This is a genomic window from Rhodoferax sp. GW821-FHT09E07 (assembly GCF_059416145.1).
Genome location: NZ_JBWKOP010000010.1, coordinates 5001 through 28880, shown reverse-complemented (window position 1 = coordinate 28880; position 23880 = coordinate 5001). Strand labels below are relative to the sequence as shown.

Annotated in this window: 21 protein-coding genes, 2 tRNA genes and 4 rRNA genes (1 of these 27 cut by a window edge); 25 read left to right on the top strand and 2 right to left on the bottom strand. The window is 54.7% G+C overall.

Annotated elements, in window-relative coordinates:
* Positions 1–19 precede the first annotated feature (19 nt).
* The 12 genes from fliG (at position 20) to fliR (ending at position 9048) form a co-directional block, all read left to right on the top strand.
* Positions 20–1021 carry a flagellar motor switch protein FliG gene (gene fliG, locus AC07OE_RS18810; protein ID WP_310346910.1) on the top strand — a complete coding sequence of 334 codons (1002 nt, stop codon included), beginning with the start codon at positions 20–22 and terminating at the stop codon, positions 1019–1021.
* Positions 1021–1722: a FliH/SctL family protein gene (locus AC07OE_RS18805; RefSeq protein ID WP_495072094.1), complete on the top strand. Its 702-nt coding sequence runs from the start codon at positions 1021–1023 to the stop codon at positions 1720–1722. Before fliG ends, AC07OE_RS18805 begins: the two co-directional genes overlap by 1 nt.
* Positions 1709–3130, top strand: a complete 1422-nt coding sequence (gene fliI / locus AC07OE_RS18800; protein WP_495072093.1) for a flagellar protein export ATPase FliI — start codon at positions 1709–1711, stop codon at positions 3128–3130. The genes AC07OE_RS18805 and fliI overlap by 14 nt, the downstream gene beginning before the upstream one ends.
* Positions 3127–3585 carry a flagellar export protein FliJ gene (fliJ, locus tag AC07OE_RS18795; RefSeq protein WP_495072092.1) on the top strand — a complete coding sequence of 153 codons (459 nt, stop codon included), beginning with the start codon at positions 3127–3129 and terminating at the stop codon, positions 3583–3585. The genes fliI and fliJ overlap by 4 nt, the downstream gene beginning before the upstream one ends.
* Positions 3582–4712: a flagellar hook-length control protein FliK gene (locus tag AC07OE_RS18790; protein ID WP_495072091.1), complete on the top strand. Its 1131-nt coding sequence runs from the start codon at positions 3582–3584 to the stop codon at positions 4710–4712. Before fliJ ends, AC07OE_RS18790 begins: the two co-directional genes overlap by 4 nt.
* A 171-nt stretch (positions 4713–4883) precedes the next feature.
* Positions 4884–5402: a flagellar basal body-associated FliL family protein gene (locus AC07OE_RS18785; protein WP_495072090.1), complete on the top strand. Its 519-nt coding sequence runs from the start codon at positions 4884–4886 to the stop codon at positions 5400–5402.
* An 18-nt stretch (positions 5403–5420) separates the two neighbouring features.
* The gene (fliM, locus tag AC07OE_RS18780) at positions 5421–6425 is read left to right on the top strand and encodes a flagellar motor switch protein FliM (RefSeq protein ID WP_495072089.1); all 1005 of its coding nucleotides are present in this window, start codon (positions 5421–5423) and stop codon (positions 6423–6425) included.
* Positions 6415–6864, top strand: coding sequence for a flagellar motor switch protein FliN (gene fliN, locus AC07OE_RS18775; protein WP_495072088.1), 450 nt, complete (start codon positions 6415–6417; stop codon positions 6862–6864). Before fliM ends, fliN begins: the two co-directional genes overlap by 11 nt.
* 13 nt (positions 6865–6877) lie before the next feature.
* On the top strand, positions 6878–7195 hold the full coding sequence (locus tag AC07OE_RS18770; RefSeq protein ID WP_495072087.1) for a FliO/MopB family protein: 318 nt from the start codon (positions 6878–6880) through the stop codon (positions 7193–7195).
* A 45-nt stretch (positions 7196–7240) separates the two neighbouring features.
* Positions 7241–7987, top strand: coding sequence for a flagellar type III secretion system pore protein FliP (fliP, locus tag AC07OE_RS18765; RefSeq protein ID WP_495072200.1), 747 nt, complete (start codon positions 7241–7243; stop codon positions 7985–7987).
* Positions 7988–7998: 11 nt separating this feature from the next.
* Complete coding sequence (gene fliQ / locus AC07OE_RS18760; RefSeq protein ID WP_495072086.1) at positions 7999–8268, top strand: flagellar biosynthesis protein FliQ; 270 nt, start codon at positions 7999–8001, stop codon at positions 8266–8268.
* A 12-nt stretch (positions 8269–8280) separates the two neighbouring features.
* Positions 8281–9048, top strand: coding sequence for a flagellar biosynthetic protein FliR (gene fliR / locus AC07OE_RS18755; RefSeq protein WP_495072085.1), 768 nt, complete (start codon positions 8281–8283; stop codon positions 9046–9048).
* A gap of 15 nt (positions 9049–9063) precedes the next feature.
* Here fliR and AC07OE_RS18750 read toward each other — a convergent pair whose 3' ends face one another.
* Positions 9064–9693, bottom strand: coding sequence for a response regulator (locus AC07OE_RS18750; protein ID WP_495072084.1), 630 nt, complete (start codon positions 9691–9693; stop codon positions 9064–9066).
* Positions 9690–10814: a sensor histidine kinase gene (locus AC07OE_RS18745; RefSeq protein WP_495072199.1), complete on the bottom strand. Its 1125-nt coding sequence runs from the start codon at positions 10812–10814 to the stop codon at positions 9690–9692. The genes AC07OE_RS18750 and AC07OE_RS18745 overlap by 4 nt, the downstream gene beginning before the upstream one ends.
* Before the next feature lie 181 nt (positions 10815–10995).
* Here AC07OE_RS18745 and AC07OE_RS18740 point away from each other — a divergent pair, with 181 nt between their 5' ends.
* From AC07OE_RS18740 to AC07OE_RS18680, 13 genes are all read left to right on the top strand, one after another.
* Positions 10996–11439 (top strand): hypothetical protein, encoded by a 444-nt coding sequence (locus tag AC07OE_RS18740; RefSeq protein ID WP_495072083.1) that lies wholly within the window; start codon positions 10996–10998, stop codon positions 11437–11439.
* 52 nt (positions 11440–11491) lie between these two features.
* On the top strand, positions 11492–11854 hold the full coding sequence (locus AC07OE_RS18735) for a response regulator (protein ID WP_310346949.1): 363 nt from the start codon (positions 11492–11494) through the stop codon (positions 11852–11854).
* Between the two features lie 38 nt (positions 11855–11892).
* Positions 11893–14013 (top strand): chemotaxis protein CheW, encoded by a 2121-nt coding sequence (locus AC07OE_RS18730; protein WP_495072082.1) that lies wholly within the window; start codon positions 11893–11895, stop codon positions 14011–14013.
* 20 nt (positions 14014–14033) lie between these two features.
* Positions 14034–14522 (top strand): chemotaxis protein CheW, encoded by a 489-nt coding sequence (locus AC07OE_RS18725; protein WP_495072081.1) that lies wholly within the window; start codon positions 14034–14036, stop codon positions 14520–14522.
* A gap of 36 nt (positions 14523–14558) precedes the next feature.
* Entirely contained in the window at positions 14559–15434 is an 876-nt protein-coding gene (locus tag AC07OE_RS18720; protein ID WP_495072080.1) for a CheR family methyltransferase, read from the top strand.
* A gap of 126 nt (positions 15435–15560) precedes the next feature.
* Positions 15561–16196, top strand: a complete 636-nt coding sequence (cheD, locus tag AC07OE_RS18715) for a chemoreceptor glutamine deamidase CheD (protein ID WP_495072198.1) — start codon at positions 15561–15563, stop codon at positions 16194–16196.
* A gap of 7 nt (positions 16197–16203) precedes the next feature.
* Positions 16204–17289 (top strand): protein-glutamate methylesterase/protein-glutamine glutaminase, encoded by a 1086-nt coding sequence (locus AC07OE_RS18710; RefSeq protein ID WP_495072079.1) that lies wholly within the window; start codon positions 16204–16206, stop codon positions 17287–17289.
* Between the two features lie 375 nt (positions 17290–17664).
* Positions 17665–19199: ribosomal RNA gene (locus tag AC07OE_RS18705) — 16S ribosomal RNA — on the top strand.
* 96 nt (positions 19200–19295) lie between these two features.
* Positions 19296–19372 (top strand) — tRNA-Ile (locus tag AC07OE_RS18700).
* A gap of 23 nt (positions 19373–19395) precedes the next feature.
* A tRNA-Ala gene (locus AC07OE_RS18695) sits at positions 19396–19471 on the top strand.
* 365 nt (positions 19472–19836) lie between these two features.
* Positions 19837–22714 (top strand): 23S ribosomal RNA (locus tag AC07OE_RS18690).
* Between the two features lie 159 nt (positions 22715–22873).
* Positions 22874–22986: ribosomal RNA gene (gene rrf / locus AC07OE_RS18685) — 5S ribosomal RNA — on the top strand.
* Positions 22987–23336: 350 nt separating this feature from the next.
* Positions 23337–23880 (top strand): 16S ribosomal RNA (locus AC07OE_RS18680); it runs 991 nt beyond the window's last position.
* Together the 16S, 23S and 5S rRNA genes with 2 tRNA genes alongside form the textbook arrangement of a ribosomal RNA operon.

The window sequence follows — 23880 nt, the reverse complement described above, 5'->3', positions numbered from 1 at the left end:
GTCGGAGCAAAATACCACCATGGCAAACGACGACGGACTCCAAGACGCGGCAATTCTCATGATGTCTCTGGGCGAATCCGAGGCATCGGAGGTGTTCAAGCACCTGTCGCCCAAGGAAGTGCAGCGCCTGGGTGAGGCCATTGCCAAGACCACCCAGCTCTCACGCGAGCGCGTGGACGAGGTGGTGGAGAAATTCACCGGAGTGGCGGCGTCGCAGAGCCTGCTGGTGTCGAACTCGGGTGATTACGTCCGCTCGGTGCTCAAACTGGCTTTGGGTGATGACAAGGCCGCACTGCTGATTGACCGCATCTTGCAAGGTGGCGATGTTTCCGGCATTGAAAGCCTGAAGTGGATGGATCCGCTGTCGGTCGCCGAGCTACTGCGCAACGAGCATCCCCAAATCGTGGCCGCCATTCTGGTGCACCTGGATTACGACCAGGCCGCCGACGTGCTCAAGCACTTGACCGAGCGCCAGCGCAACGAGGTCATGCTGCGTGTGGCCACCATGGAGGGTATCCAGCCTACGGCCCTGAAGGACCTGAATGAGGTGCTGTTCAAGGTGCTGGCTGGTGGCGACAAGATCCGCAAGTCGTCGCTGGGTGGCATCAAGACGGCTGCAGAAATGATCAACCTGATGGGCACCGCCATCGAGGGCACGGTGATCGAATCCATCCGCAGCCACGATGCCGACCTGGCCCAGAAGATCATGGACAAGATGTTCGTGTTCGACGATGTGATCAAGCTGGACGACAAGGCCATCCAGATGGTGCTGAAGGAAGTGTCGTCCGACGTGCTCATCGTGGCGCTGAAAGGTGCGCAGCCCGAACTCAAGGAAAAGATTCTGTCCAATATGTCGTCCCGTGCGGCGGCAACCCTGCGCGAGGACCTGGAGTCGCGCGGCCCTATGCGTCTGTCCGAGGTCGAAGCACAGCAAAAGGAAATCCTCAAGACCGTGCGCCGTCTGGCGGACGAGGGACAAATTGTCATTGGCGGTGGAGGTGGCGACGACGCCATGGTCTGATGACACGCAGCCAACACGCCCGTTTTATTCCCGGCGAAGAACTCGGGACCGTGACCGAATGGGACTTTGGCGCGGTGGACCAGGCCTCGGTCCGGTTCGCGGCCAAGCTCAAGGCGCAAGCCTTGCTCGAAGAGCAGGCCAAAGAAGACAGTGTTCGCCAGGCTGGCTTCGCAGATGGCTATTCCCAGGGCTATGCCCAGGGGCATGCACAGGCCACCTTGGAAGGCCAGCGCCAGATCACCGAATACATCGCCACCCAGGGGCAGGAGACTGCCCGCACGTTTGGGCAGCTGTTTGAAACCGCGAGCGCCCAACTTGCCGAATCCGAGCAGGCACTGGCCAAGGGGGTGCTGGAGCTGGCATGCGAGGTGGCCCGGCAGGTGCTGCGCCACGAGATGTCTACCAACCCCAATGCCCTTCAGCCGGTGGTGCGCGAGGCGCTGAGTGTGCTGGCCATCGATAGCAAGGCGGCTCTGGTGCGGCTCAATCCACTGGACATGGAGGTCCTGGCGGATGTATTGCGACAGGAGTTTTCCAACCTGTCTTTGACCTTGCTGCCAGATTCCAGCATTACGCGGGGGGGCTGCTTGGTGGAGTCCGCTGGCACCGTGGTCGATGGCACGGTGGAAAAACGCTGGAAGCGCGCCGTTGCCAGCCTGGGCCTGGACGGCACGTGGGAGGACGACCATGACGCCGCATGAAGTCGCTGTGGGCAAGTGGCAGTCGTTTCTGGACGACGCCCGCGCCCAGGTGTCCCAAGACACGACGCTGGAGGTGCGCGGCACGCTGACGCGCCTGACTGGTCTGGTGCTGGAAGCCAGTGGCATCCGTGTGCCCGTGGGCTCCCAATGCGTGGTCACCATGAAGGCGCGTCCTTCCGTGCTGGCCGAGGTGGTCGGGTTCTCAGGCGACAAGGCCTTTCTGATGCCCGCTGGGGATGTGCACGGCCTCTCCAGTGGCGCTGGTGTGGCGCCTGCTGCGGCCTATGTCCCCGTACCTCGCCTGGGCGAGGCAGCGCTGCCCCCTGATCTGGCTGCGGCAGGCATGCTGCGCCTTCCATTGGGCGACGGTTTGCTGGGCCGTGTGGTGGACTCGCAGGGCAACCCCATGGACCGTTTGGGGCCTCTGGCGGAAGTGGCTTCCAAGCCGCTGGACCGCCGGCCCATCAACGCGATGGACCGGGCTCCGGTTCGGGAGTCGTTGGATACCGGAGTGCGGGCCATCAATGCGCTGCTGACGGTAGGCCGCGGGCAGCGACTGGGTCTGTTCGCCGGCTCCGGTGTTGGCAAGAGCGTGCTGCTGGGCATGATGGCGCGCTACACCCGGGCCGATGTGATCGTGGTGGGGCTGATCGGCGAGCGGGGCCGCGAAGTCAAAGAATTTATCGAGGATATTCTGGGGGCCGACGGGCGCGCGCGTTCTGTGGTGGTGGCGGCTCCGGCCGATGCCCCGCCGCTGTTGCGCATGCAGGGGGCATCTTACGCCACAGCCATTGCGGAGTATTTTCGTGACAAAGGGCAGCATGTGTTGCTGCTGATGGATTCGCTCACGCGCTATGCCATGGCCCAGCGCGAGATTGCGCTGGCCATTGGCGAGCCGCCCGCAACCAAGGGCTATCCACCTTCCTGCTTTGCCAAGCTGCCGCAGTTGGTGGAACGCAGCGGCAACGGCTTGCATGGCGTGGGCTCGATCACGGCCTTCTACACGGTCCTGTCGGAAGGGGACGACCAGCAGGACCCGATTGCCGATGCGGCGCGAGCCATTCTGGACGGACATATTGTGTTGTCGCGCAGCCTGGCAGAGGCGGGACATTACCCCGCAATCGATGTGGAGCAGTCTGCTTCGCGCGTGATGCACAACGTGGTGTCGCGCGAACACTTCGAGCTGGCACGGCGTTTTCGCAGCTTGTACTCCCGTTATGAAAAAGGCCGCGATCTCGTTCAAATTGGTGCCTATGCCCACGGCTCAGACCCGATGCTGGACGAGGCGATTGCCTTGCAACCCGGGATGCACCAGTTCCTGCAGCAAGACATGTTTGAAGCGGCATCCCTGGAGGATGCATGGCAAGACATGGCCGCTAGCACCTCTCTGGCACAGGTGGGCGCATGAAGGGCTTTCTTCTTGCCATTGAGCTGGCGGAACGCCAGCGCGACGAGCGTGCCAAACAATTGGCCGACGCGCAGCGCAACCTGATGTTCGGGCGCCAGCAGATGGCGCAGCTGCAGAACTATGCCTCCGACACCGATGCCCGCTGGACCGGAGCCGCTGCGGTGGTCCTGTCGGCTGAACTGGTGCGGCACCATTACCAGTTCATGGACCGGTTGCAGCAGGCGATTGGCATGCAGGAAGGTGCGATTGCCAATTTGGTGCATTTGGAGGGTGTTGCGAAGCAGGCTTTGTTGCAAGCAGAGTGCCGCGTGACGGGCCTCCAGCAAGTGTTGCGTAGGCGGCAGGCCCAGGCGGTCTTGCTGGAGCAGCGCCGCGAACAAGCGCGCATGGATGAGATGGCCACCCAAATGTATGCCAGAAACCGCAGTAACCCCGCTTTTGGAGAGACACGATGACCATTGAAATGAGCCCCAAGGCGAGCCCGGTAAAGCCACAGGCGCACTCCGCCAATGGAAAGCCGCGCGCGGCGGAAGGGGCGCAGGACGAAGGGGCCGAGAAGGGTTTTTCAGCGGTGCTGGCTGCAGCGGATGCGGATGATAAAACGGACTCTGCCGGAGCCGCCGCGGCAGGGCAAGATAATACCCCGTTGGGGGGCGCTGCTGTGCCCTTGGACAAGTTGGATCCTGGCGCAACGCCCGACGCGCCAGTCGTGGATGCCAGTGCCTTGTTGGCTCAGGCCTCGGCCCTGAATCCTGCCCAGCCCGAGGGTGTGGCGGCGCGAGCTGCTGGCAAGCATCCCGCGGCAGCCGGTTTGGCTGGAGTCGGTGACGTTGCGGGTGAAGGGCAACCGATCAACCCGTTTACAGCCCACAAAGCGGGCAAAGGGGTGAACGATCAGGCGTTGAAGCCGGTGGCGGGGGAAGGGGCTTCGTCCGCCTCAAACCAAGCGAATACCAAGTCGGTTGTTCAGGAGTTCAAAGAAGCTTCTCCGCACGACATGTTCAAAGCACTACAGACGGCGGTGGAGGCAGTGCCGGTGGCGGCCACCGCCACGCGGGAGAAAGCGCTGGCTGAGCCGGTACCCGCCAAATCGGCTCCTGGCGACGCCCTTTCCGTGGGTTTTGCATCCTCGTCGGGGCCTTTGGGGGCGGATGGGGTCGTTTCTGCACAACCGGCAACGACGGTGGAAGCCTTTGTGGCAGAGCAAGTCACCTATTGGATTGGACAGGACGTTCAGAAAGCCGAGATGAAGCTGGATGGTTTTGGCGTTGACCCCGTGGAGGTGAGCATCTCCATGCAAGGGAATGAAGCCCATGTGTCTTTCCGCACCGATGAATTGCAAGCGAGAGATGCCTTGGAAAATGCTTCCACACACCTCAAAGAACTGATGGGACGCCAAGGTGTGGTCCTGTCCGGGGTGTCTGTCGGTACTTCGCACGGGGGAGACGCCTCTATGGGTCAAGGGCAGCAACCGCGTCCTGAGGGGCGTCGCTCAACGGTCCGTACCCTCGAACCCGTGGCGGTGGAGGCCCATCGTGCTGCCCGCGTGCCCAATGGCCGAGCGGTTGATCTTTTCGTGTGACAACGGGAATGTGTCAATAATGGCGGGGGGACTTGAAATCCTCCTCTTTATTCGTGTTTCGCCCGTCTGGGGCCGATGAATAATGTTTTGAATTGTTGTAACTAAGGAATTGCTGTGTCAGCTAAACCCGAAGCGGCCGATGCCGGCAAAGCGCCGGCCAAGAGCAAAAAAATGCTGATCATCATCGTGGCGGCAGTGCTGGTGCTGGTCTTGGGGGGCGGAGCTGCCTTTTTTGTGATGAAGCAACGCGCTGCCGCAACTGATGATGGGGAGGAGGCAGCACCTGCCAAGGCCGCTGCCCATGTGGATCCCAAAGCCATCCCCGCGTATTTGCCGCTGGATGCGATGGTGGTGAATCTGGCAGATCCGGGCGGTGAGCGGGTTGCGCAAATCGGCATTACCCTGGAAGTGCAGGATGCGCACTCCTCCGACACGGTAAAAGCCTACCTGCCAGCCATTCGCAGCAGCATTTTGCTGCTGATCTCGCAGCGTACTGCGGAGGAGCTTCTGAAGCCTGAGGGCAAGGAAAAGTTGGCCAAGGATATTTTGCGGGAAGCGGCGGTTCCCTTTGGTGGTGGTGATGAGGAGCCAGAGGAAGACACTGCAAGTACCAAGAAAAAGAAGCGCAAGGTTGTCCATGTGGAATATCCCGTCAAAGGGGTGTTGTTCTCCAGTTTCATTGTTCAGTAGGGTGTCAGAGGACGTTGTATGAGTGAATCATTTCTTTCCCAGGAAGAAGTTGACGCACTCCTCGAAGGCGTTACAGGCGAAAGCCAAAAGACGGTAGAGGAGGCGGCAGAGCACGGGGAAGTCCGTGCTTACAACATTTCCAGCCAGGAAAGAATTGTCCGTGGCCGCATGCCGACGATGGAAATCGTCAATGAGCGCTTTGCGCGGAATTTGCGGGTGGGGTTGTTCAACTTCATTCGTCGCAGTCCCGAAATATCCGTTGGCCCCGTTGCGGTACAGCGCTACAGCGCTTTTTTGCGAGAGCTGGCTGTCCCTACCAACTTCAATATTGTGGCGATTCGCCCGTTGCGCGGTAGCGGGTTGATCGTATGTGAGCCCGCGCTGGTGTTTGGTGTGATCGACACTTTGTATGGCGGCATTGGCAAGTTCCAGACCCGAATCGAAGGCCGGGACTTCTCCGCCACCGAGCAACGCGTCATCAACCGCTTGGTGGACGTCATCACCACGGAGTACAAAAAAGCGTGGAAGGGCATCTATCCGCTGGAGCTGGACTACCAGCGTTCAGAAATGCAGCCCCAGTTCGCCAATATCGCGACGCCCAGTGAGATTGTCATTTCAACCTCGTTCCAGCTGGAAATTGGAGATATCACGGGGGCGATTCATTTCAGTTTTCCGTATTCCACGCTGGAGCCCATTCGTGATGTGCTGTACTCTTCAACCCAAGGCGACTCTATCGAGGTAGACCGGCGTTGGGTGAATGTGCTGACCCGGGAAATCCAAGCGGCCGAAGTCACCATGGTGGCCGAGCTGGCCCGCGCAGACGCGACGGTGGAGCAGCTGTTGGCGATGAAAAAGGGGGACTTTATCGAGTTGGACAGACAGCCGAAAATCCAGGCTACGGTTGATGGAGTTCCGATTTTTGAATGCCAGTACGGCACTCACAATTCCAAGTACGCGATTCGCATAGACAAAGCGCTGCGAGGCAATGACCAAAACTGGTTGGGAGAACGAAATGGCATCTGAAGACAAACCCGACGAAAACGCAGCCCCCGCAGACGATGGCATGGCAGACTGGGCAGAAGCCTTGTTGGAACAAAAGGCGACAGACTCTGGCGGTGGCGATGCCTCTTCGGGAGGCCCTTTGTTCGGCGAGACCCCCAAGCCGTTTTCATCCTCTTCCGGTGCGGATGGGCATGCGAATGACATCAATATGGTGCTGGACATCCCCGTGCAGCTTTCGGTTGAACTGGGGCGTACCAAGGTGCCTATCAAGCACATTTTGCAGCTGGGCCAGGGTTCTGTTGTGGAGCTGGATGCTTTGGCTGGGGAGCCCATGGATGTGCTGGTCAACGGCTACTTGATCGCCCAGGGTGAAGTGGTGGTGGTCAACGATAAGTTCGGTATTCGTCTTACTGACGTGGTGACTCCCTCTGAACGCCTGCGTCGGGTCAGCAAAAACTAATGATGGCTTGGCAATGACGCAGCAATTGCTTCTTGTTGGTGCGTTTCTCGTTCTGTTGGCGTGTCTTCCTTGGGCGCTGCGCAGATTCAAAATGCGATCAGGATTGTCCAGTGCGGATGCTGCGGGCCAATCCCGCTTTATTTCTGCCGTCGCGGTGGGCCCGCACCAGCGGGTGGTAACGATCGAGGTGGGGCCTGAGAATGCGCGCGTTTGGTTAACCTTGGGCGTTACAGCGCAAGCAATTCATTGTTTGCATTCCGCGCCTGCCGCAGTGCAGAGTCATGAGGTTGGGCACGATACAGAACCCACCGTGCCCAGAGTACGGAACTAGCATGCTTGTTGCCTTGTATATTTTGGTGGAGGTCGTTTGACCAAAATGGGCGGGTTTCTGAAATGTGTATTGGGCTTGCTGGCCCTAGGCCTGATTGGCGAGGCGTGCGCGCAGACGCCAGGGCAGTTGCCGTTGCTGGTGGGCACTGGCGAGGGGGGGCTGAGTTTTTCGGTGCCTATCCAAACGCTGCTTTTTTTTACAGCGCTCTCGTTCATCCCCGCCATTTTGTTGATGATGACGGGATTTACCCGTATCGTGATCGTGTTGTCTCTATTGCGGCAAGCACTGGGAACGCAGTCGGCGCCTCCGAATCAGGTCGTAGTGGGTCTGTCTTTGTTTCTGACCCTGTTTGTCATGGGGCCGACATTCGATCGTATTTATGCCGATGCATATGAACCTTACAGCCGAGGCGCGATGTCGTTTGAGCAGGCATTGGCCAAGGCCGAGGTTCCCATTCGCAGCTTCATGGTGAAGCAGACTCGCCAGTCAGACTTTTCGCTGTTTGCCAAGTTGGCCAAGTTGGGGCCCGATGTCAACGCGGACAATGCGCCAATCCGTGTGCTAGTGCCTGCGTTCGTAATTAGCGAGTTGAAATCGGCGTTTCAGATTGGGTTCATGATATTTATCCCCTTTTTGGTGATCGACATCGTCGTTGCGTCGGTGCTGATGTCTTTGGGGATGATGATGTTATCGCCGGTCTTGGTGGCGCTACCCTTCAAGCTGATGCTGTTCGTCTTGGCAGATGGCTGGAATTTGCTGATCGGTTCCTTGGCCGCCAGTTTTGTAACTTAGAAGGCGTTGCAATGAATGCGCAGATGGTGTTGTCGATGGGGCAAGAGGCATTGCTGATGCTTTTAATGGTCTCTTCCCCGGTGCTGGGCGCCGCATTGCTGGTTGGCCTGCTGGTTAGTTTGTTCCAGGCTGTCACGCAAATTCACGAGGCGACCCTTGCATTTGTGCCGAAGTTGGTGGCCGTGATTGCCGTGTTTGCCATTGCTGGGCCGTGGATGTTGACCATGTTGGTGGAATACATTCGACGCATGTTCGAAGCCATTCCCGGCTCAGTTGTCTAGCGAAATGCTGTTGTGATTTCCTTCACAGAGGCTCAGATCGCGGCCTGGATTTCACCGATTCTTTGGCCCTTTTTGAGGGTTCTTGCCGTATTCACGTCGGCGCCGGTGTTTTCATCCAGGGCGTTTCCCATGCGCGCCAAGATTGCGCTGGCTATGTTTGTTGCAGTGGCATGCCAAGCCAGTGTTCCCGAGGGCGTGGTGTACAGCGTTAATTCGCCGGAAGCGTTGGGCGTCGTCGTGCAGCAAGTGGTCATCGGCTTGGCCATTGGTTTTGCCGTCCGCTTGGTCTTTGCCGCAGTGGAGCTGGCTGGAGAGGTTGTGGGATTTCAGATGGGGCTGAACTTTGCGGCCTTCTTTGACCCTTCACTCAACTCTCAGTCCAGCGCCGTTGCGCGTTTTTTTGGGCAAATGGCCTCGTTGCTGTTCGTCGTGATGAACGGGCATCTCATGGTTTTGATGGCGGTAAGCAAGAGTTTTGAAGCCTTTCCCGTGGGGCCTCATTTTTTGGACGCACTGGCTTCCATGCATCTCTACCGTCTGGGGACCGAGTTGTTCGCAAGTGCTTTGTGGATGGCGTTGCCTATGGTGGGGATGCTGATGTTTGCCAACTTGGCGCTGGGGATCATTTCCAGAGTTGCACCTCAAATCAATATTTTTGCGGTTGGGTTTCCCATTACGCTGGTAGTTGGGATTGTTGGCATTGCCATGACGCTGCCCATGCTGGATCAGCCGTTTGTCGCACTGATGTCACATACTGTGGACATATTCTCTGGCTCTTGAAAAGGGTGCAGCCAATTAAACCAGCTCGTTTCGGATAGCGTAGACCGTAAGCTCGGCATTGTTGGTGAGTCCCAGCTTTTCCAACAGCCTTGCGCGGTAGACACTCACGGTTTTGGGGCTGAGCATCAGTTCTTCTGCAATATCCGACAGGCGCTTACCCGACGCGATTTTCAGTAAGGTTTGTAGTTCGCGCTCCGATAGTCTGTCATGCAGCGCCTCACTGCTGGGGGCTGAGAGCTGATCAACCAGCATGTCGGAGACGCTGGCGGTCACGTACTTGCGCCCGCGGGCCACGGCCCGCACGGCTTCGACCAGCTCTGTCGGATCTCCGGCTTTGTTGAGGTAGCCATGTGCTCCAGCGCGCAGGCAGCGGATGGCATATTGGTCCTCGGAGAACATGGAAACCACCAGAACCCGGATGGGCGACTCACTCTCACGAAGCGTGGCCAACACCTCCAGGCCGCTGCGCCCCGGCAAATTGATATCCAGAATCAATACGTCACAGGCGGTCGTACGCAGGTGTTCTTTCAATTCGGCGTAGTTGCCAGATTCCCCGACGACCTGCATGTCGACACAGTCGGCCAATGTATCCCGGATGCCGCGTCGCACCATGGCATGGTCATCGCACAACAGGACACGGATCATTCTGTTGACTCCTGGGGGGCGGTATGGCTTTGATCCAATGGCACGGTGAGTGTGATGGATGTGCCGCTACCGACGCTTGAGCTGATGTCCAGCCAACCGTTCACGGTCTTGGCGCGCTCTTGCAGTCCACGCAGACCAAATGACTGATCTTTTTGCAATGCAGTATGGGCCAGTCCGGGGCCTGTGTCGCTGACCTCCACGGTTAAAACATCACCCTGATCTGAAATTTCAATGCGAACAGCGCTTCCCTCTGCATGCTTGACAATATTTGTTAGTGACTCCTGCACGGTGCGGTAAGCCGTTAGCAGAACCGGCGGCGCCAGGCGCATGGTGTCGCTATGTGCCGTGAACTGGACTCTGGAGTTTGTGCGTTGCTCAAAGCCTTGGATCAACCATTGCACGGAGGCGAGCAATCCCTGGTCGAGGATGGCCGGCCGCATATTGAGCATGATCCGCTGACTGGCCTCAATGGCGTGTTGGATCATTTCGGTAGCGGTGGCGATGTGGTTTTGCAGGCTTGGCTCCTGGCTGTGGCGCGAAAGCCATGCTAGATCGAGGCGGGCCGCGGCCAAGGCGCCACCAATGTCATCATGAATCTCGCGTGCAATGGCGGCCCGCTCTTGTTCTATGGCCAGCTGCAAATGGTGCGCAAATTCGGTGATACGTCTTTCGGATGCGGCAAGTTCTTTGTCGGTTTTTTCCTTGGCGACTTTGATGGATTGCATCTCCAGGGCACGACGAATGACGCGATCCAAAGACTGCAGGTTATCTTTGTGCAGGTAATCGCTAATTCCTCGCTGCACCGCATCGACTGCAGCTGCTTCCCCGATGGCCCCCGATAACAAGATAAACGGTGTGACCGTGCCTCGATCCTGCAGCAGCGCCCAAGCGTCCAGCGCGGTGAATCCAGGGAGGCGATAGTCTGCAAGAATGACATGGTATTCGCAGGCGTCAACGAGTGTTTTGAACGCTTCCAGCGTATCCGCACGGTCTACCTCTAACGACAATCCTGCCTTCTTCAGTGCTCGACAGGTAAGGTTGTGATCGGGTATCGAATCCTCTAGATGCAGAATTCTGACGGGGCAATCGGGGCTGCCAAGGGCAGTGCTGGGCGCTATCATCTTTGCAATTATGAAGGCGCTTGTTGTAAGCCAAGCCAACCACTTCAAAGAGCCTTACTCTCGGCAGCTAATGTTTGCCAAATCTGGAAGAATCCTGCTACCCTAGGCACATAAATGAGCCTTCGTGATTCACAATCATGTGACAGATTGGTATAAAGACAGGCCTAGAGGAAGAATGACAATGGAATCATCGTTGACGACGCCTGCCGCTCCCGCTGTTCAGCTCCCTGTCATGCTGGTTGCGGAAGTTCAAGACTCCTTGCTGGTCGTTGTGCACGATTTGACAAGGCTGGATGGCTTGTTGGCCCACACCATGGAAAATCTCATGGAGCGCTTCACAACCGCCAGTGCCAATCTTGCTTCACCTACTTTGGCCGACTCGCAAGAGCTGGAACTGGTCCGCAATACGTTGCGTGCGGCGGTTACTGAGTTGCAGTTCCAGGATATGGCGTCTCAACTTATCGTGCATACCTCCAAAATTCTTCAGGGTTGTGCGTACCGGTTGGCGTCGGAGTCCATGGGTTCAGAGGATGGCGAGGCTGTGCCATTTGTGGAAGAGGTCCCTGAACGGCCCAATCCAGTAACTCAGGATGAGATGGACGCTGGGTCCATTGAGCTTTTTTAAATCCTTCCCGCCCGATTACTTTATTCATTAACAGGACATTCTGGAGTTCCCCATGCCTTTAATTCTTGCTGTTGATGATTCGCCCTCGATGCGCAAAATGGTTTCGTTCACTTTGACTGGCGCAGGCTACCAGGTTGTCGAGGCGGTAGACGGTCAGGATGCCTATGAGAAGGCGCAGGCGCAGACTTTTGATTTGGTTCTGACAGATCAGAACATGCCTCGCTTGGACGGTTTGGGTTTAACTCGCAAACTGCGTGATCACCCTCAGTTCAAAACAATCCCTATCCTGATGTTGACCACCGAGTCGAGTGACCTGATGAAGCAGGCTGGCCGTGCTGCGGGCGCGACTGGGTGGCTTGTGAAGCCGTTTGATCCAGCGAGACTTTTGGATGTCATCAAAAAAGTTATCCGGTAACCCCCGTCCAATTGTTGACATAAAAACAGGAGATCGACATGGCTGAGACCCATCAAGACAGCGGCGGAGCGGGCGGAGATTTTGACCTAAGTCAGTTTTACCAGATCTTCTTTGAAGAAGCTGGCGAAAACCTAGATCAGATGGAGCAGATGCTGCTCAATCTGAATCTGGAAACAGCGGATGATGAGGAGCTAAACGGTATCTTCCGATGTGCACACTCGGTGAAAGGCGGGGCAGCGACGTTCGGATTTGCTGATGTTGCTGAACTGACCCACCAAATGGAGTCGTTGTTGGATCGGTTGCGTCGTCACGAATTGCAGCCCAATGCTGCCATGGTGGACGTTCTTTTGGAGTCTGCAGACGCCTCACGGAGTTTGTTGGCGCGTCATCAAGCTGGAGATGAGGGTGAGGCAATGCCCACCAGTGATTTGGTGCGCAGAATTAGTGAGCTGGCAGCGGGTGGGGCTCCAGCGCCAAAAATGGTGCAGGCCCCAGCTGCGGTTGCGAAGCCCATCCAGCAGGCCCCATCGGTGGCATCCCCGTCCTCCGGAGCAGGAAGACGCATCGAAATTAAGATTGGTCCATTGGAGAAGCCCGAGCAGGCAGATGCTATCCAGGAGCTATTCCGGGATATTCCGGGGCTGGGACAGATCAGTGCCTTACCGAGTGATCGCGCAGATTGCCGCGTCTTTGCCGTTGAAACAAATTCAACCGATGAGGATTTGCTGGATCTGTTTGCTTTTCACGTCTCTCGTGAGAAAGTTGTAATCTCTGCCGCCGGTGGCAGTGCGGCTGATGCCCCAGTGGTTCAGGCTTCAGCGCAGCCCATGGAGCATGGGCAGGCAGAAGGAACGGCCTTCGGATTCTTCGATGGGTCCCCTGGTGCACCGCAGCAATTGGTCGTTCCAGAGCCCTCAGTGGGAGCCATTGCCGTTGAATCGCTCGCCACCCAGAAAGCAGCGCCCAAAGCGCAGGCCGCTGCAGCTGCGCAACCGGAGGCTGCGACCATCCGGGTTGCGATCAGCAAGGTAGACCAGTTAATCAATCTGGTCGGAGAATTGGTAATTACCCAGGCCATGCTGGCGCAAAACAGCCGAGCGCTGGACCCCGCTGTTTACCAGCAATTGCTGACAGGACTGGCAGATTTGGACCGCAATACACGCGACTTGCAAGAGTCTGTGATGTCCATCCGCATGATTCCCATGTCTATCGTGTTCAGCCGGTTCCCGCGCATGTTGCGTGATTTGGCCGGGAAGCTAGGTAAAAAGGTCGACTTTGTAACGCAGGGTGAGGCTACGGAGCTGGACAAGGGGTTGGTCGAAAAAATCACCGACCCACTGACCCACTTGGTGAGAAACAGTTGTGATCACGGCGTTGAGATGCCAAGTGACCGTATCGCCGCGGGAAAATCCGAAACGGGAACCATCACCTTGTCTGCTTCGCACCAGGGTGGGTCAATTGTGATTGAGGTGCGAGACGATGGGCGGGGTTTATCCAGAACCAAAATACTGAGCAAAGCCAAAGAACGAGGATTGGATGTTTCTGACCAGATGTCGGACGCTGAAGTGTGGCAACTGATCTTTGCACCGGGATTCTCAACTGCAGCCGTTGTAACAGATGTCTCCGGGCGCGGCGTTGGGATGGACGTGGTCAAGCGGAACATTGCTGCGCTGAACGGGACTGTGGAAATTGACTCTGCAGAGGGTTATGGCATGAAGGTGTCGGTGCGTTTACCGCTGACACTTGCCATCATGGATGGTATGTCCGTCGGGGTTGGCGAAGAGGTCTATATTCTCCCGCTGTCTTCAGTGGTGGAGTCCTTCCAGGTGAAAGCTGATGCCGTGAGCACGGTTGGTCAAGGCTCGCAGCTGGTGAAAGTCCGTGATGAATATATGCCTGTGATTGAGCTGGAGAAAGTCTTTCAAATTCCCCGTTTCGATTTTGAAAAATCCAGCGACATCATGGTTGTTGTTGAAGCCGACGGCAGCAGAGTCGCCCTGCTTGTGGATGAATTATTGGGGCAGCAACAGGTGGTTGTGAAGAACTTGGAATCCAACTATCGCAAGGTCCCCAACGTGTCTGGTGCCACCATTCTTGGGGATGGGAAGGTTGCGTTGATTCTGGATACAGGTGCTCTCGTGCGCCGGTCGCGGCACTAAGCTCAAAAAAGGAGTTCGTCATGGGCATGATGGAAAAACTGAATGAACTGACCTCTTCGGGAGCGCGGGAGTACTTGACCTTTCGGTTGGATCAAGAGGAATACGGCATTGACATACTGAAGGTTCAGGAGATCAGGGGGTACGAGCCTCCGACCAGAGTTGCTAACGCTCCAAATTTTATAAAAGGCGTGGTGAACCTGCGGGGGACAATCGTTCCCATTGTTGACATGCGTCTTAAGTTCAACTGCTCCAAGGCGGAGTACAACTCGTTCACGGTCGTGATTGTGTTGAATCTTCGCAGCCGTATTGTCGGAATCGTGGTGGATTCCGTGAGCGACGTGATGGAGCTTCCGCCGGAAAATTTGAAGTCTGCGCCGGATATTGACAGTGTGATCGACAGTGCGGCTGTTTTGGGCTTGGGTTCACTGGGAGACCGCATGCTGATCCTGTTGGACATAGAGCGGTTGATGTCTGCGCCTGAGATGGGGTTGGTCAGCGCTGTTGATTGAGCCTTATTTTGATGTGCTCTGCTTTGATTGACGAATATGGCAAGGACATCTGTGCGCGAAAGTCGAGTTGATCAATCGCCCGCCTTATCTGCTGCAGAGATGCAAGGCAGGGAGTTCGCATGGACCAATGCTGACTTTGATCAGGTCCAGAAGCTGATCTACCAACGAGCCGGCATAAGTCTCCACGACGGAAAGCACGCCATGGTCTATAGCCGCCTGTCGCGGCGGCTGCGAGACACGGGGTATCAGAGCTTCCGTGAGTACTTGAGTTGGCTGGAGTCCACGGATGGCCCTGAATGGCAGGAGTTCATCAATGCGTTGACAACTAACTTGACGTCCTTTTTTCGTGAGCACCATCACTTTGAGATTTTTGCCGACTATTTGAAAACGAAGTCTGGCGGCTCTGGTGTTCGTGTGTGGTGCAGCGCCGCCTCCACGGGGGAAGAGCCGTACTCCATCGCAATGACGGCAATGGATGTTCTCGGCAAAGGAAAGTTTTCCTTAACCGCGAGCGACATCGACTCCAAGGTATTGGCAACCGCTTCCCAAGGGGTCTACCGGCTAGAGGCTATGAAAGGCGTTTCTGCTGAATTGGCGCGGAAGTTTTTCATGCGGGGCAAGGGGGGGAATGCAGGGTTGGTGCGCGTGAAGCCCGAATTGCGCCAGTCAATTGATTTCATCATCGTAAATTTAATCAAAGACGATTGGCCTTTTAAAGAGCCGTTTGATGCAGTTTTTTGCCGCAACGTCATGATCTACTTTGATGCTCCTACGCAGCGACGGGTGCTTGAAAAAATATACCGTGTGATGAAGCCAGGGGCATTGCTTTTCGTTGGCCACGCAGAGAATTTCAGTGATTCGAAAGATTTGTTTGTTTTGAAAGGGAAGACTGTTTACGAACGCTGCCGCTAGTTGTATTGGCATTGGAATCTTCCAATTTCAAATGCCCAGATTAAATCCATTTATCAAATGAACCTTCCTCAAAACGCAACAATTGCGAGCGGAGCCCGCTCCCTAGTGGGTACGGTTGCTCCCAAAATGCTAGCAAATGGCCGTATTTCGAAGGTTGATCAGCTCAAGTCCCAGCCACGGAAGCCTGGTGAAGCGTCTTTCTTCTATGCGGACCATCATTTTCAGTACGATGCTGTGAAGGTCTTGCCGGGCGAGTATTTCGTGGCGAACGAAGATCTGGTCATCATGACCGTCCTGGGATCATGTATCGCAGCGTGTATTTGGGATGGAAAGGCCAGAACGGGCGGGATGAACCACTTCATGCTGCCTGATGGCGATAGCGCAGACGGTTCTGGACGCTATGGGTCTTATGCCATGGAGTTGCTGATCAATGAGATGCTGAAGCTGGGTGCTCGTCGCGAGAGTATGCAGGCTAAAATTTTTGGGGGCGCGCAAGTCATGGCAGGCTTCACCACGATGAATGTGGGCGAGCGCAACACCAAATTTGTGTTGGACTACTTGGCAACCGAACGGATTCCCGTGGTGTCGCAAGATGTATTGGACATTCATCCACGCAAGGTGTGCTTCTTTCCCGTAAGCGGCAAGGCTTTGGTGAAGAGGCTGGCGCATTCTCATCCCGAGACGTTGGCTGTGGAGGAGCGCAAGGGAAATGCGCTATCCGTCGCGAAATCCACTGCAGGTGGATCTGTTGATCTGTTTTGAATAGCCAATGAAGAAAATTAAGGTTGTGGTTGTTGATGACTCTGCGCTTGTCAGAAGTTTGTTGGCAGAGATCATCAATAAGCAGGCTGACATGGTTTGCGTGGGGGCGGCGAATGATCCTTTGATCGCCCGTGAAATGATTCGCGACCTGAATCCGGATGTCATTACCTTGGACATAGAAATGCCCAAGATGGATGGCCTGGACTTTCTGGGGCGTCTTATGCGGTTGCGCCCTATGCCTGTTGTCATGATCTCCACGTTGACGGAGCGCGGCGCGGAGGTGACGATGCGTGCTCTCGAGTTGGGGGCGATTGATTTTGTCGCCAAACCTAGGATCGGTTTGACAGATGGGCTGAAAGAATTGTCAGCCAACATTGTTGAAAAAATTCGGGTTGCCGCGGCTGCGCAAGTCAAACGAGCTCTACCTCTTCCCACAGGCTCAAAGCCAGATGCTCAGTCTGGCGCAGTCGCGCCGCTCAATGCTCCCATTGGGCGTATCTCTACAGAGAAGTTGGTGTGTATTGGCGCCTCTACGGGGGGGACCGAAGCAATCAAAGAGGTCCTTACACGGCTACCAGCCGATGCCCCGGGCGTTGTCATCACGCAGCACATGCCGCCTGGATTTACGACCAGTTTTGCTGCAAGGCTGAACAGTCTGTGCCAAATTACTGTACAGGAGGCTGTCCACGGCGCACGCATCCTTCCCGGGCACGCTTACATAGCGCCTGGCGGCAAGCACTTCCGCATTGACCGAAGCGGTGCCAACTATGTTTGTGTGGTCGAAGACGGGGAGTTGGTAAATCGTCACAGGCCCTCGGTTGAGGTGCTATTTAAATCCGCTGCAAAAGTCGCCGGTAAAAACGCCTATGGAATCATGCTCACTGGCATGGGGGGCGATGGTGCCAAAGCGATGAAGGAAATGAAGGACGCTGGCAGCTACAACTATGTACAGGATGAGGCTTCGTGCATTGTGTTTGGAATGCCCAGGGAAGCCATCTTGTGTGGCGCAGCAGATGAGGTTCTGCCTTTGCTTGAGATAGCCCCTGCGTTGCTTCAGCGCCTAAAGGGCGCCTCTGATCGTTATAGGGTGTAGCCCCGTCCTGTTGCGGTGTTTTTTCGTGCTATAATCGAGAGCTTCGAGTAAAGGCGTTAGAGATTTTTAGAGCTGCTGAGCAGTTCTAAAAAAAGCAAAAATCTTTTGCTTGATTTGACAGTGCTTCAAAAAGTGTGTCATAATTCAAGGCTTCGCTGATCACAGCAAAGCAAGCGAAACAAGGTAAAAACTGTTTCGGATCATTAAAAATTTACAGCCGATAAGCGTGGGCGTTTGAAGGTAATTGCCAAGTTCTTTGGAACTAAGTCGCAAGACTTTAAACGCTCATGAAGTAAAAAAGATGTGAAAGTCGTCAAAGACATTCACGTTGATTCCAATTTATGAGTTGCTCGAAAGAGCGAAAAATTCAAGATCGAACTATAGAGTTTGATCCTGGCTCAGATTGAACGCTGGCGGCATGCCTTACACATGCAAGTCGAACGGCAGCACGGGAGCAATCCTGGTGGCGAGTGGCGAACGGGTGAGTAATATATCGGAACGTGCCCAGTCGTGGGGGATAACGCAGCGAAAGCTGTGCTAATACCGCATACGATCTACGGATGAAAGCGGGGGATCGCAAGACCTCGCGCGATTGGAGCGGCCGATATCAGATTAGCTAGTTGGTGGGGTAAAGGCCCACCAAGGCGACGATCTGTAGCTGGTCTGAGAGGACGACCAGCCACACTGGAACTGAGACACGGTCCAGACTCCTACGGGAGGCAGCAGTGGGGAATTTTGGACAATGGGCGCAAGCCTGATCCAGCAATGCCGCGTGCAGGATGAAGGCCTTCGGGTTGTAAACTGCTTTTGTACGGAACGAAACGGCGAACTCTAATAAAGTTTGCTAATGACGGTACCGTAAGAATAAGCACCGGCTAACTACGTGCCAGCAGCCGCGGTAATACGTAGGGTGCGAGCGTTAATCGGAATTACTGGGCGTAAAGCGTGCGCAGGCGGTTATATAAGACAGATGTGAAATCCCCGGGCTCAACCTGGGACCTGCATTTGTGACTGTATAGCTAGAGTACGGTAGAGGGGGATGGAATTCCGCGTGTAGCAGTGAAATGCGTAGATATGCGGAGGAACACCGATGGCGAAGGCAATCCCCTGGACCTGTACTGACGCTCATGCACGAAAGCGTGGGGAGCAAACAGGATTAGATACCCTGGTAGTCCACGCCCTAAACGATGTCAACTGGTTGTTGGGTCTTCACTGACTCAGTAACGAAGCTAACGCGTGAAGTTGACCGCCTGGGGAGTACGGCCGCAAGGTTGAAACTCAAAGGAATTGACGGGGACCCGCACAAGCGGTGGATGATGTGGTTTAATTCGATGCAACGCGAAAAACCTTACCCACCTTTGACATGTACGGAATTCGCCAGAGATGGCTTAGTGCTCGAAAGAGAGCCGTAACACAGGTGCTGCATGGCTGTCGTCAGCTCGTGTCGTGAGATGTTGGGTTAAGTCCCGCAACGAGCGCAACCCTTGTCATTAGTTGCTACATTCAGTTGGGCACTCTAATGAGACTGCCGGTGACAAACCGGAGGAAGGTGGGGATGACGTCAAGTCCTCATGGCCCTTATAGGTGGGGCTACACACGTCATACAATGGCTGGTACAAAGGGTTGCCAACCCGCGAGGGGGAGCTAATCCCACAAAGCCAGTCGTAGTCCGGATCGTAGTCTGCAACTCGACTACGTGAAGTCGGAATCGCTAGTAATCGTGGATCAGAATGTCACGGTGAATACGTTCCCGGGTCTTGTACACACCGCCCGTCACACCATGGGAGCGGGTTCTGCCAGAAGTAGTTAGCCTAACCGCAAGGAGGGCGATTACCACGGCAGGGTTCGTGACTGGGGTGAAGTCGTAACAAGGTAGCCGTATCGGAAGGTGCGGCTGGATCACCTCCTTTCTGGAAAATTGCAATTTAATTTGAACGCTCACACTTATCGGTTGTTGGAAGGTTGTCGCTAACGATCAGGCTTGCTTGATTTGAAGTGACCGGCTTGGGTCTGTAGCTCAGTTGGTTAGAGCACCGTCTTGATAAGGCGGGGGTCGTTGGTTCGAGACCAACCAGACCCACCATCCCGTCCAATAGTCTTTGACATGGGGGATTAGCTCAGCTGGGAGAGCACCTGCTTTGCAAGCAGGGGGTCGTCGGTTCGATCCCGTCATCCTCCACCATTCAAACGATACTTATCAAGTCAACACCAAAGTTGCTTTGAATTCTTCGGAAGGAAGAGGCTACTTTGTTGTTGATCAAGATCTCTTGATCAATCGGCTGTTCTTTAACAATTTATAGAGTTTAATCAGCGTTGCTAACATATAAGCTGCGTGAGGAACCTGCACATTCGTAAAGGTTTAGTGCAGACCGTGCCTTGCGTGGTGGTTAGTAACAAATTTTGATTGCGTCAAAATGAATATCAAACTTCACGTTTGAATTCGAGTTATTCAAGTTAAATTGAATACGGCATAACGCGTCAGGTGAAAGACCTGACAAGCATTCCTTGAAGATGCTTTGGCTCTCGCAAGAGATGTCAAAGTTATAGGGTCAAGTGAATAAGAGCATGTGGTGGATGCCTTGGCAATGATAGGCGACGAAGGACGTGATAGCCTGCGATAAGCTTCGGGGAGCTGGCAAATTAGCTTTGATCCGGAGATTTCCGAATGGGGAAACCCACCCTTTGGGGTATCGCATACTGAATACATAGGTATGCGAGGCGAACCGGGTGAACTGAAACATCTCAGTAGCTCGAGGAAAATACATCAACCGAGATTCCGAAAGTAGTGGCGAGCGAAATCGGAGAAGCCTGTTAGTGATAGCACAAGACTTAACGGAACACTCTGGAAAGGGTGGCCATAGCGGGTGATAGCCCCGTACGTGAAAAGACCTGTGTGGTACTGAGCTAACGAAAAGTAGGGCGGGACACGAGAAATCCTGTCTGAATATGGGGGGACCATCCTCCAAGGCTAAATACTCATCATTGACCGATAGTGAACTAGTACCGTGAGGGAAAGGCGAAAAGAACCCCGGGAGGGGAGTGAAATAGATCCTGAAACCGCATGCTTACAAAAAGTAGGAGCCCGCAAGGGTGACTGCGTACCTTTTGTATAATGGGTCAGCGACTTACATTCAGTGGCAAGGTTAACCGAATAGGGAAGCCGTAGAGAAATCGAGTCCGAATAGGGCGTCTAGTCGCTGGGTGTAGACCCGAAACCAAGTGATCTATCCATGGCCAGGATGAAGGTGCCGTAACAGGTACTGGAGGTCCGAACCGACTAGTGTTGCAAAACTAGCGGATGAGCTGTGGATAGGGGTGAAAGGCTAAACAAACTTGGAAATAGCTGGTTCTCTCCGAAAACTATTTAGGTAGTGCCTCAAGTATTACCTGCGGGGGTAGAGCACTGTTTTGGCTAGGGGGTCATGGCGACTTACCAAACCAATGCAAACTCCGAATACCGCAGAGTACAGCTTGGGAGACAGAGCACCGGGTGCTAACGTCCGGACTCAAGAGGGAAACAACCCAGACCGCCAGCTAAGGTCCCTAAAATTGGCTAAGTGGGAAACGAAGTGGGAAGGCTAAAACAGTCAGGATGTTGGCTTAGAAGCAGCCATCATTTAAAGAAAGCGTAATAGCTCACTGATCGAGTCGTCCTGCGCGGAAGATGTAACGGGGCTAAGCCAGTTACCGAAGCTGCGGATTTGCAATTTATTGCAAGTGGTAGGAGAGCGTTCTGTAAGCCTGTGAAGGTGCGTTGTAAAGCGTGCTGGAGGTATCAGAAGTGCGAATGCTGACATGAGTAGCGTTAAAGGGGGTGAAAAGCCCCCTCGCCGTAAGCGCAAGGTTTTCTACGCAACGTTCATCGGCGTAGAGTGAGTCGGCCCCTAAGGCGAGGCAGAGATGCGTAGCTGATGGGAAACAGGTCAATATTCCTGTACCGATGTGTAGTGCGATGTGGGGACGGAGAAGGTTAACTCAGCCAACTGTTGGACATGTTGGTTCAAGCTTGTAGTCGTGCCTGGTAGGCAAATCCGCCGGGCTTAGATGAGGAGTGATAACGAGAGTGCTTGCACTCGAAGTGAGTGATACCCTGCTTCCAGGAAAAGCCACTAAGCTTCAGCTACACACGACCGTACCGCAAACCGACACTGGTGCGCGAGATGAGTATTCTAAGGCGCTTGAGAGAACTCAGGAGAAGGAACTCGGCAAATTGACACCGTAACTTCGGAAGAAGGTGTGCCTTTAGTAGGTGAAGTCCCTCGCGGATGGAGCCCAATGAGGTTGCAAAAAATCGGTGGCTGCGACTGTTTATTAAAAACACAGCACTCTGCAAACACGAAAGTGGACGTATAGGGTGTGACGCCTGCCCGGTGCTGGAAGATTAAATGATGGGGTGCAAGCTCTTGATTGAAGTCCCAGTAAACGGCGGCCGTAACTATAACGGTCCTAAGGTAGCGAAATTCCTTGTCGGGTAAGTTCCGACCTGCACGAATGGCGTAACGATGGCCACACTGTCTCCTCCTGAGACTCAGCGAAGTTGAAATGTTTGTGATGATGCAATCTCCCCGCGGAAAGACGGAAAGACCCCATGAACCTTTACTGTAGCTTTGTATTGGACTTTGAACAGATCTGTGTAGGATAGGTGGGAGGCTTTGAAGCGGTGCCGCTAGGTATCGTGGAGCCAACGTTGAAATACCACCCTGGTGTGTTTGAGGTTCTAACCTAGGTCCATTATCTGGATCGGGGACAGTGCATGGTAGGCAGTTTGACTGGGGCGGTCTCCTCCCAAAGCGTAACGGAGGAGTTCGAAGGTACGCTAGTTACGGTCGGACATCGTGATGATAGTGCAATGGCATAAGCGTGCTTAACTGCGAGACTGACAAGTCGAGCAGATGCGAAAGCAGGACATAGTGATCCGGTGGTTCTGTATGGAAGGGCCATCGCTCAACGGATAAAAGGTACTCTGGGGATAACAGGCTGATACCGCCCAAGAGTTCATATCGACGGCGGTGTTTGGCACCTCGATGTCGGCTCATCTCATCCTGGGGCTGTAGCCGGTCCCAAGGGTATGGCTGTTCGCCATTTAAAGAGGTACGTGAGCTGGGTTTAAAACGTCGTGAGACAGTTTGGTCCCTATCTTCCGTGGGCGCTGCAGATTTGAGGAAGCCTGCTCCTAGTACGAGAGGACCGGAGTGGACACACCTCTGGTGTATCGGTTGTCACGCCAGTGGCATTGCCGAGTAGCTAAGTGTGGAAGAGATAACCGCTGAAAGCATCTAAGCGGGAAACTCGTTTCAAGATGAGATCTGCCGGGGCCTTGAGCCCCCTAAAGAGTCGTTCAAGACCAGGACGTTGATAGGTCAGGTGTGGAAGCGCAGTAATGCGTTAAGCTAACTGATACTAATTGCTCGTGCGGCTTGACCCTATAACTTTGATTCACGATAAGTGTCTCAAGGAAGTTATGCCAAGTTGACGCATTCAAAATCCTGCCCGTGTACAGCACACCGGCAGGTGTCGTAAAAGACAAGCTGATTAGCTCTATAAATTGGTTGCCCAGACCTAGTCTGGGTGACAAAAAGTTATGCCTGACGACCATAGCGACTTGGTACCACTCCTTCCCATCCCGAACAGGACAGTGAAACGAGTCAGCGCCGATGATAGTGCGGATTCCCGTGTGAAAGTAGGTCATCGTCAGGCTATTACAGCGAAACACCCCGTCATTCGGCGGGGTGTTTTTTTTAGAGCTGCTGAGCAGTTCTAAAAAAAGCAAAAATCTTTTGCTTGATTTGACAGTGCTTCAAAAAGTGTGTCATAATTCAAGGCTTCGCTGATCACAGCAAAGCAAGCGAAACAAGGTAAAAACTGTTTCGGATCATTAAAAATTTACAGCCGATAAGCGTGGGCGTTTGAAGGTAATTGCCAAGTTCTTTGGAACTAAGTCGCAAGACTTTAAACGCTCATGAAGTAAAAAAGATGTGAAAGTCGTCAAAGACATTCACGTTGATTCCAATTTATGAGTTGCTCGAAAGAGCGAAAAATTCAAGATCGAACTATAGAGTTTGATCCTGGCTCAGATTGAACGCTGGCGGCATGCCTTACACATGCAAGTCGAACGGCAGCACGGGAGCAATCCTGGTGGCGAGTGGCGAACGGGTGAGTAATATATCGGAACGTGCCCAGTCGTGGGGGATAACGCAGCGAAAGCTGTGCTAATACCGCATACGATCTACGGATGAAAGCGGGGGATCGCAAGACCTCGCGCGATTGGAGCGGCCGATATCAGATTAGCTAGTTGGTGGGGTAAAGGCCCACCAAGGCGACGATCTGTAGCTGGTCTGAGAGGACGACCAGCCACACTGGAACTGAGACACGGTCCAGACTCCTACGGGAGGCAGCAGTGGGGAATTTTGGACAATGGGCGCAAGCCTGATCCAGCAATGCCGCGTGCAGGATGAAGGCCTTCGGGTTGTAAACTGCTTTTGTACGGAACGAAACGGCGAACTCTAATAAAGTTTGCTAATGACGGTACCGTAAGAATAAGCACCGGCTAACTACGTGCCAGCAGCCGCGGTAATACGTAGGGTGCGAGCG

What these genes read in the sequence shown, in the direction of transcription:
- fliG (WP_310346910.1), top strand. Translation starts at nt 20, where the DNA reads ATGGCAAACGACGACGGACTCCAAGACGCGGCAATTCTCATGATGTCT.
- AC07OE_RS18805 (WP_495072094.1), top strand. Translation starts at nt 1,021, where the DNA reads ATGACACGCAGCCAACACGCCCGTTTTATTCCCGGCGAAGAACTCGGG.
- fliI (WP_495072093.1), top strand. Translation starts at nt 1,709, where the DNA reads ATGACGCCGCATGAAGTCGCTGTGGGCAAGTGGCAGTCGTTTCTGGAC.
- fliJ (WP_495072092.1), top strand. Translation starts at nt 3,127, where the DNA reads ATGAAGGGCTTTCTTCTTGCCATTGAGCTGGCGGAACGCCAGCGCGAC.
- AC07OE_RS18790 (WP_495072091.1), top strand. Translation starts at nt 3,582, where the DNA reads ATGACCATTGAAATGAGCCCCAAGGCGAGCCCGGTAAAGCCACAGGCG.
- AC07OE_RS18785 (WP_495072090.1), top strand. Translation starts at nt 4,884, where the DNA reads ATGCTGATCATCATCGTGGCGGCAGTGCTGGTGCTGGTCTTGGGGGGC.
- fliM (WP_495072089.1), top strand. Translation starts at nt 5,421, where the DNA reads ATGAGTGAATCATTTCTTTCCCAGGAAGAAGTTGACGCACTCCTCGAA.
- fliN (WP_495072088.1), top strand. Translation starts at nt 6,415, where the DNA reads ATGGCATCTGAAGACAAACCCGACGAAAACGCAGCCCCCGCAGACGAT.
- AC07OE_RS18770 (WP_495072087.1), top strand. Translation starts at nt 6,878, where the DNA reads ATGACGCAGCAATTGCTTCTTGTTGGTGCGTTTCTCGTTCTGTTGGCG.
- fliP (WP_495072200.1), top strand. Translation starts at nt 7,241, where the DNA reads ATGGGCGGGTTTCTGAAATGTGTATTGGGCTTGCTGGCCCTAGGCCTG.
- fliQ (WP_495072086.1), top strand. Translation starts at nt 7,999, where the DNA reads ATGAATGCGCAGATGGTGTTGTCGATGGGGCAAGAGGCATTGCTGATG.
- AC07OE_RS18750 (WP_495072084.1), bottom strand. Translation starts at nt 9,693, where the DNA reads ATGATCCGTGTCCTGTTGTGCGATGACCATGCCATGGTGCGACGCGGC.
- AC07OE_RS18745 (WP_495072199.1), bottom strand. Translation starts at nt 10,814, where the DNA reads ATGATAGCGCCCAGCACTGCCCTTGGCAGCCCCGATTGCCCCGTCAGA.
- AC07OE_RS18740 (WP_495072083.1), top strand. Translation starts at nt 10,996, where the DNA reads ATGGAATCATCGTTGACGACGCCTGCCGCTCCCGCTGTTCAGCTCCCT.
- AC07OE_RS18735 (WP_310346949.1), top strand. Translation starts at nt 11,492, where the DNA reads ATGCCTTTAATTCTTGCTGTTGATGATTCGCCCTCGATGCGCAAAATG.
- AC07OE_RS18730 (WP_495072082.1), top strand. Translation starts at nt 11,893, where the DNA reads ATGGCTGAGACCCATCAAGACAGCGGCGGAGCGGGCGGAGATTTTGAC.
- AC07OE_RS18725 (WP_495072081.1), top strand. Translation starts at nt 14,034, where the DNA reads ATGGGCATGATGGAAAAACTGAATGAACTGACCTCTTCGGGAGCGCGG.
- AC07OE_RS18720 (WP_495072080.1), top strand. Translation starts at nt 14,559, where the DNA reads ATGGCAAGGACATCTGTGCGCGAAAGTCGAGTTGATCAATCGCCCGCC.
- cheD (WP_495072198.1), top strand. Translation starts at nt 15,561, where the DNA reads ATGCTAGCAAATGGCCGTATTTCGAAGGTTGATCAGCTCAAGTCCCAG.
- AC07OE_RS18710 (WP_495072079.1), top strand. Translation starts at nt 16,204, where the DNA reads ATGAAGAAAATTAAGGTTGTGGTTGTTGATGACTCTGCGCTTGTCAGA.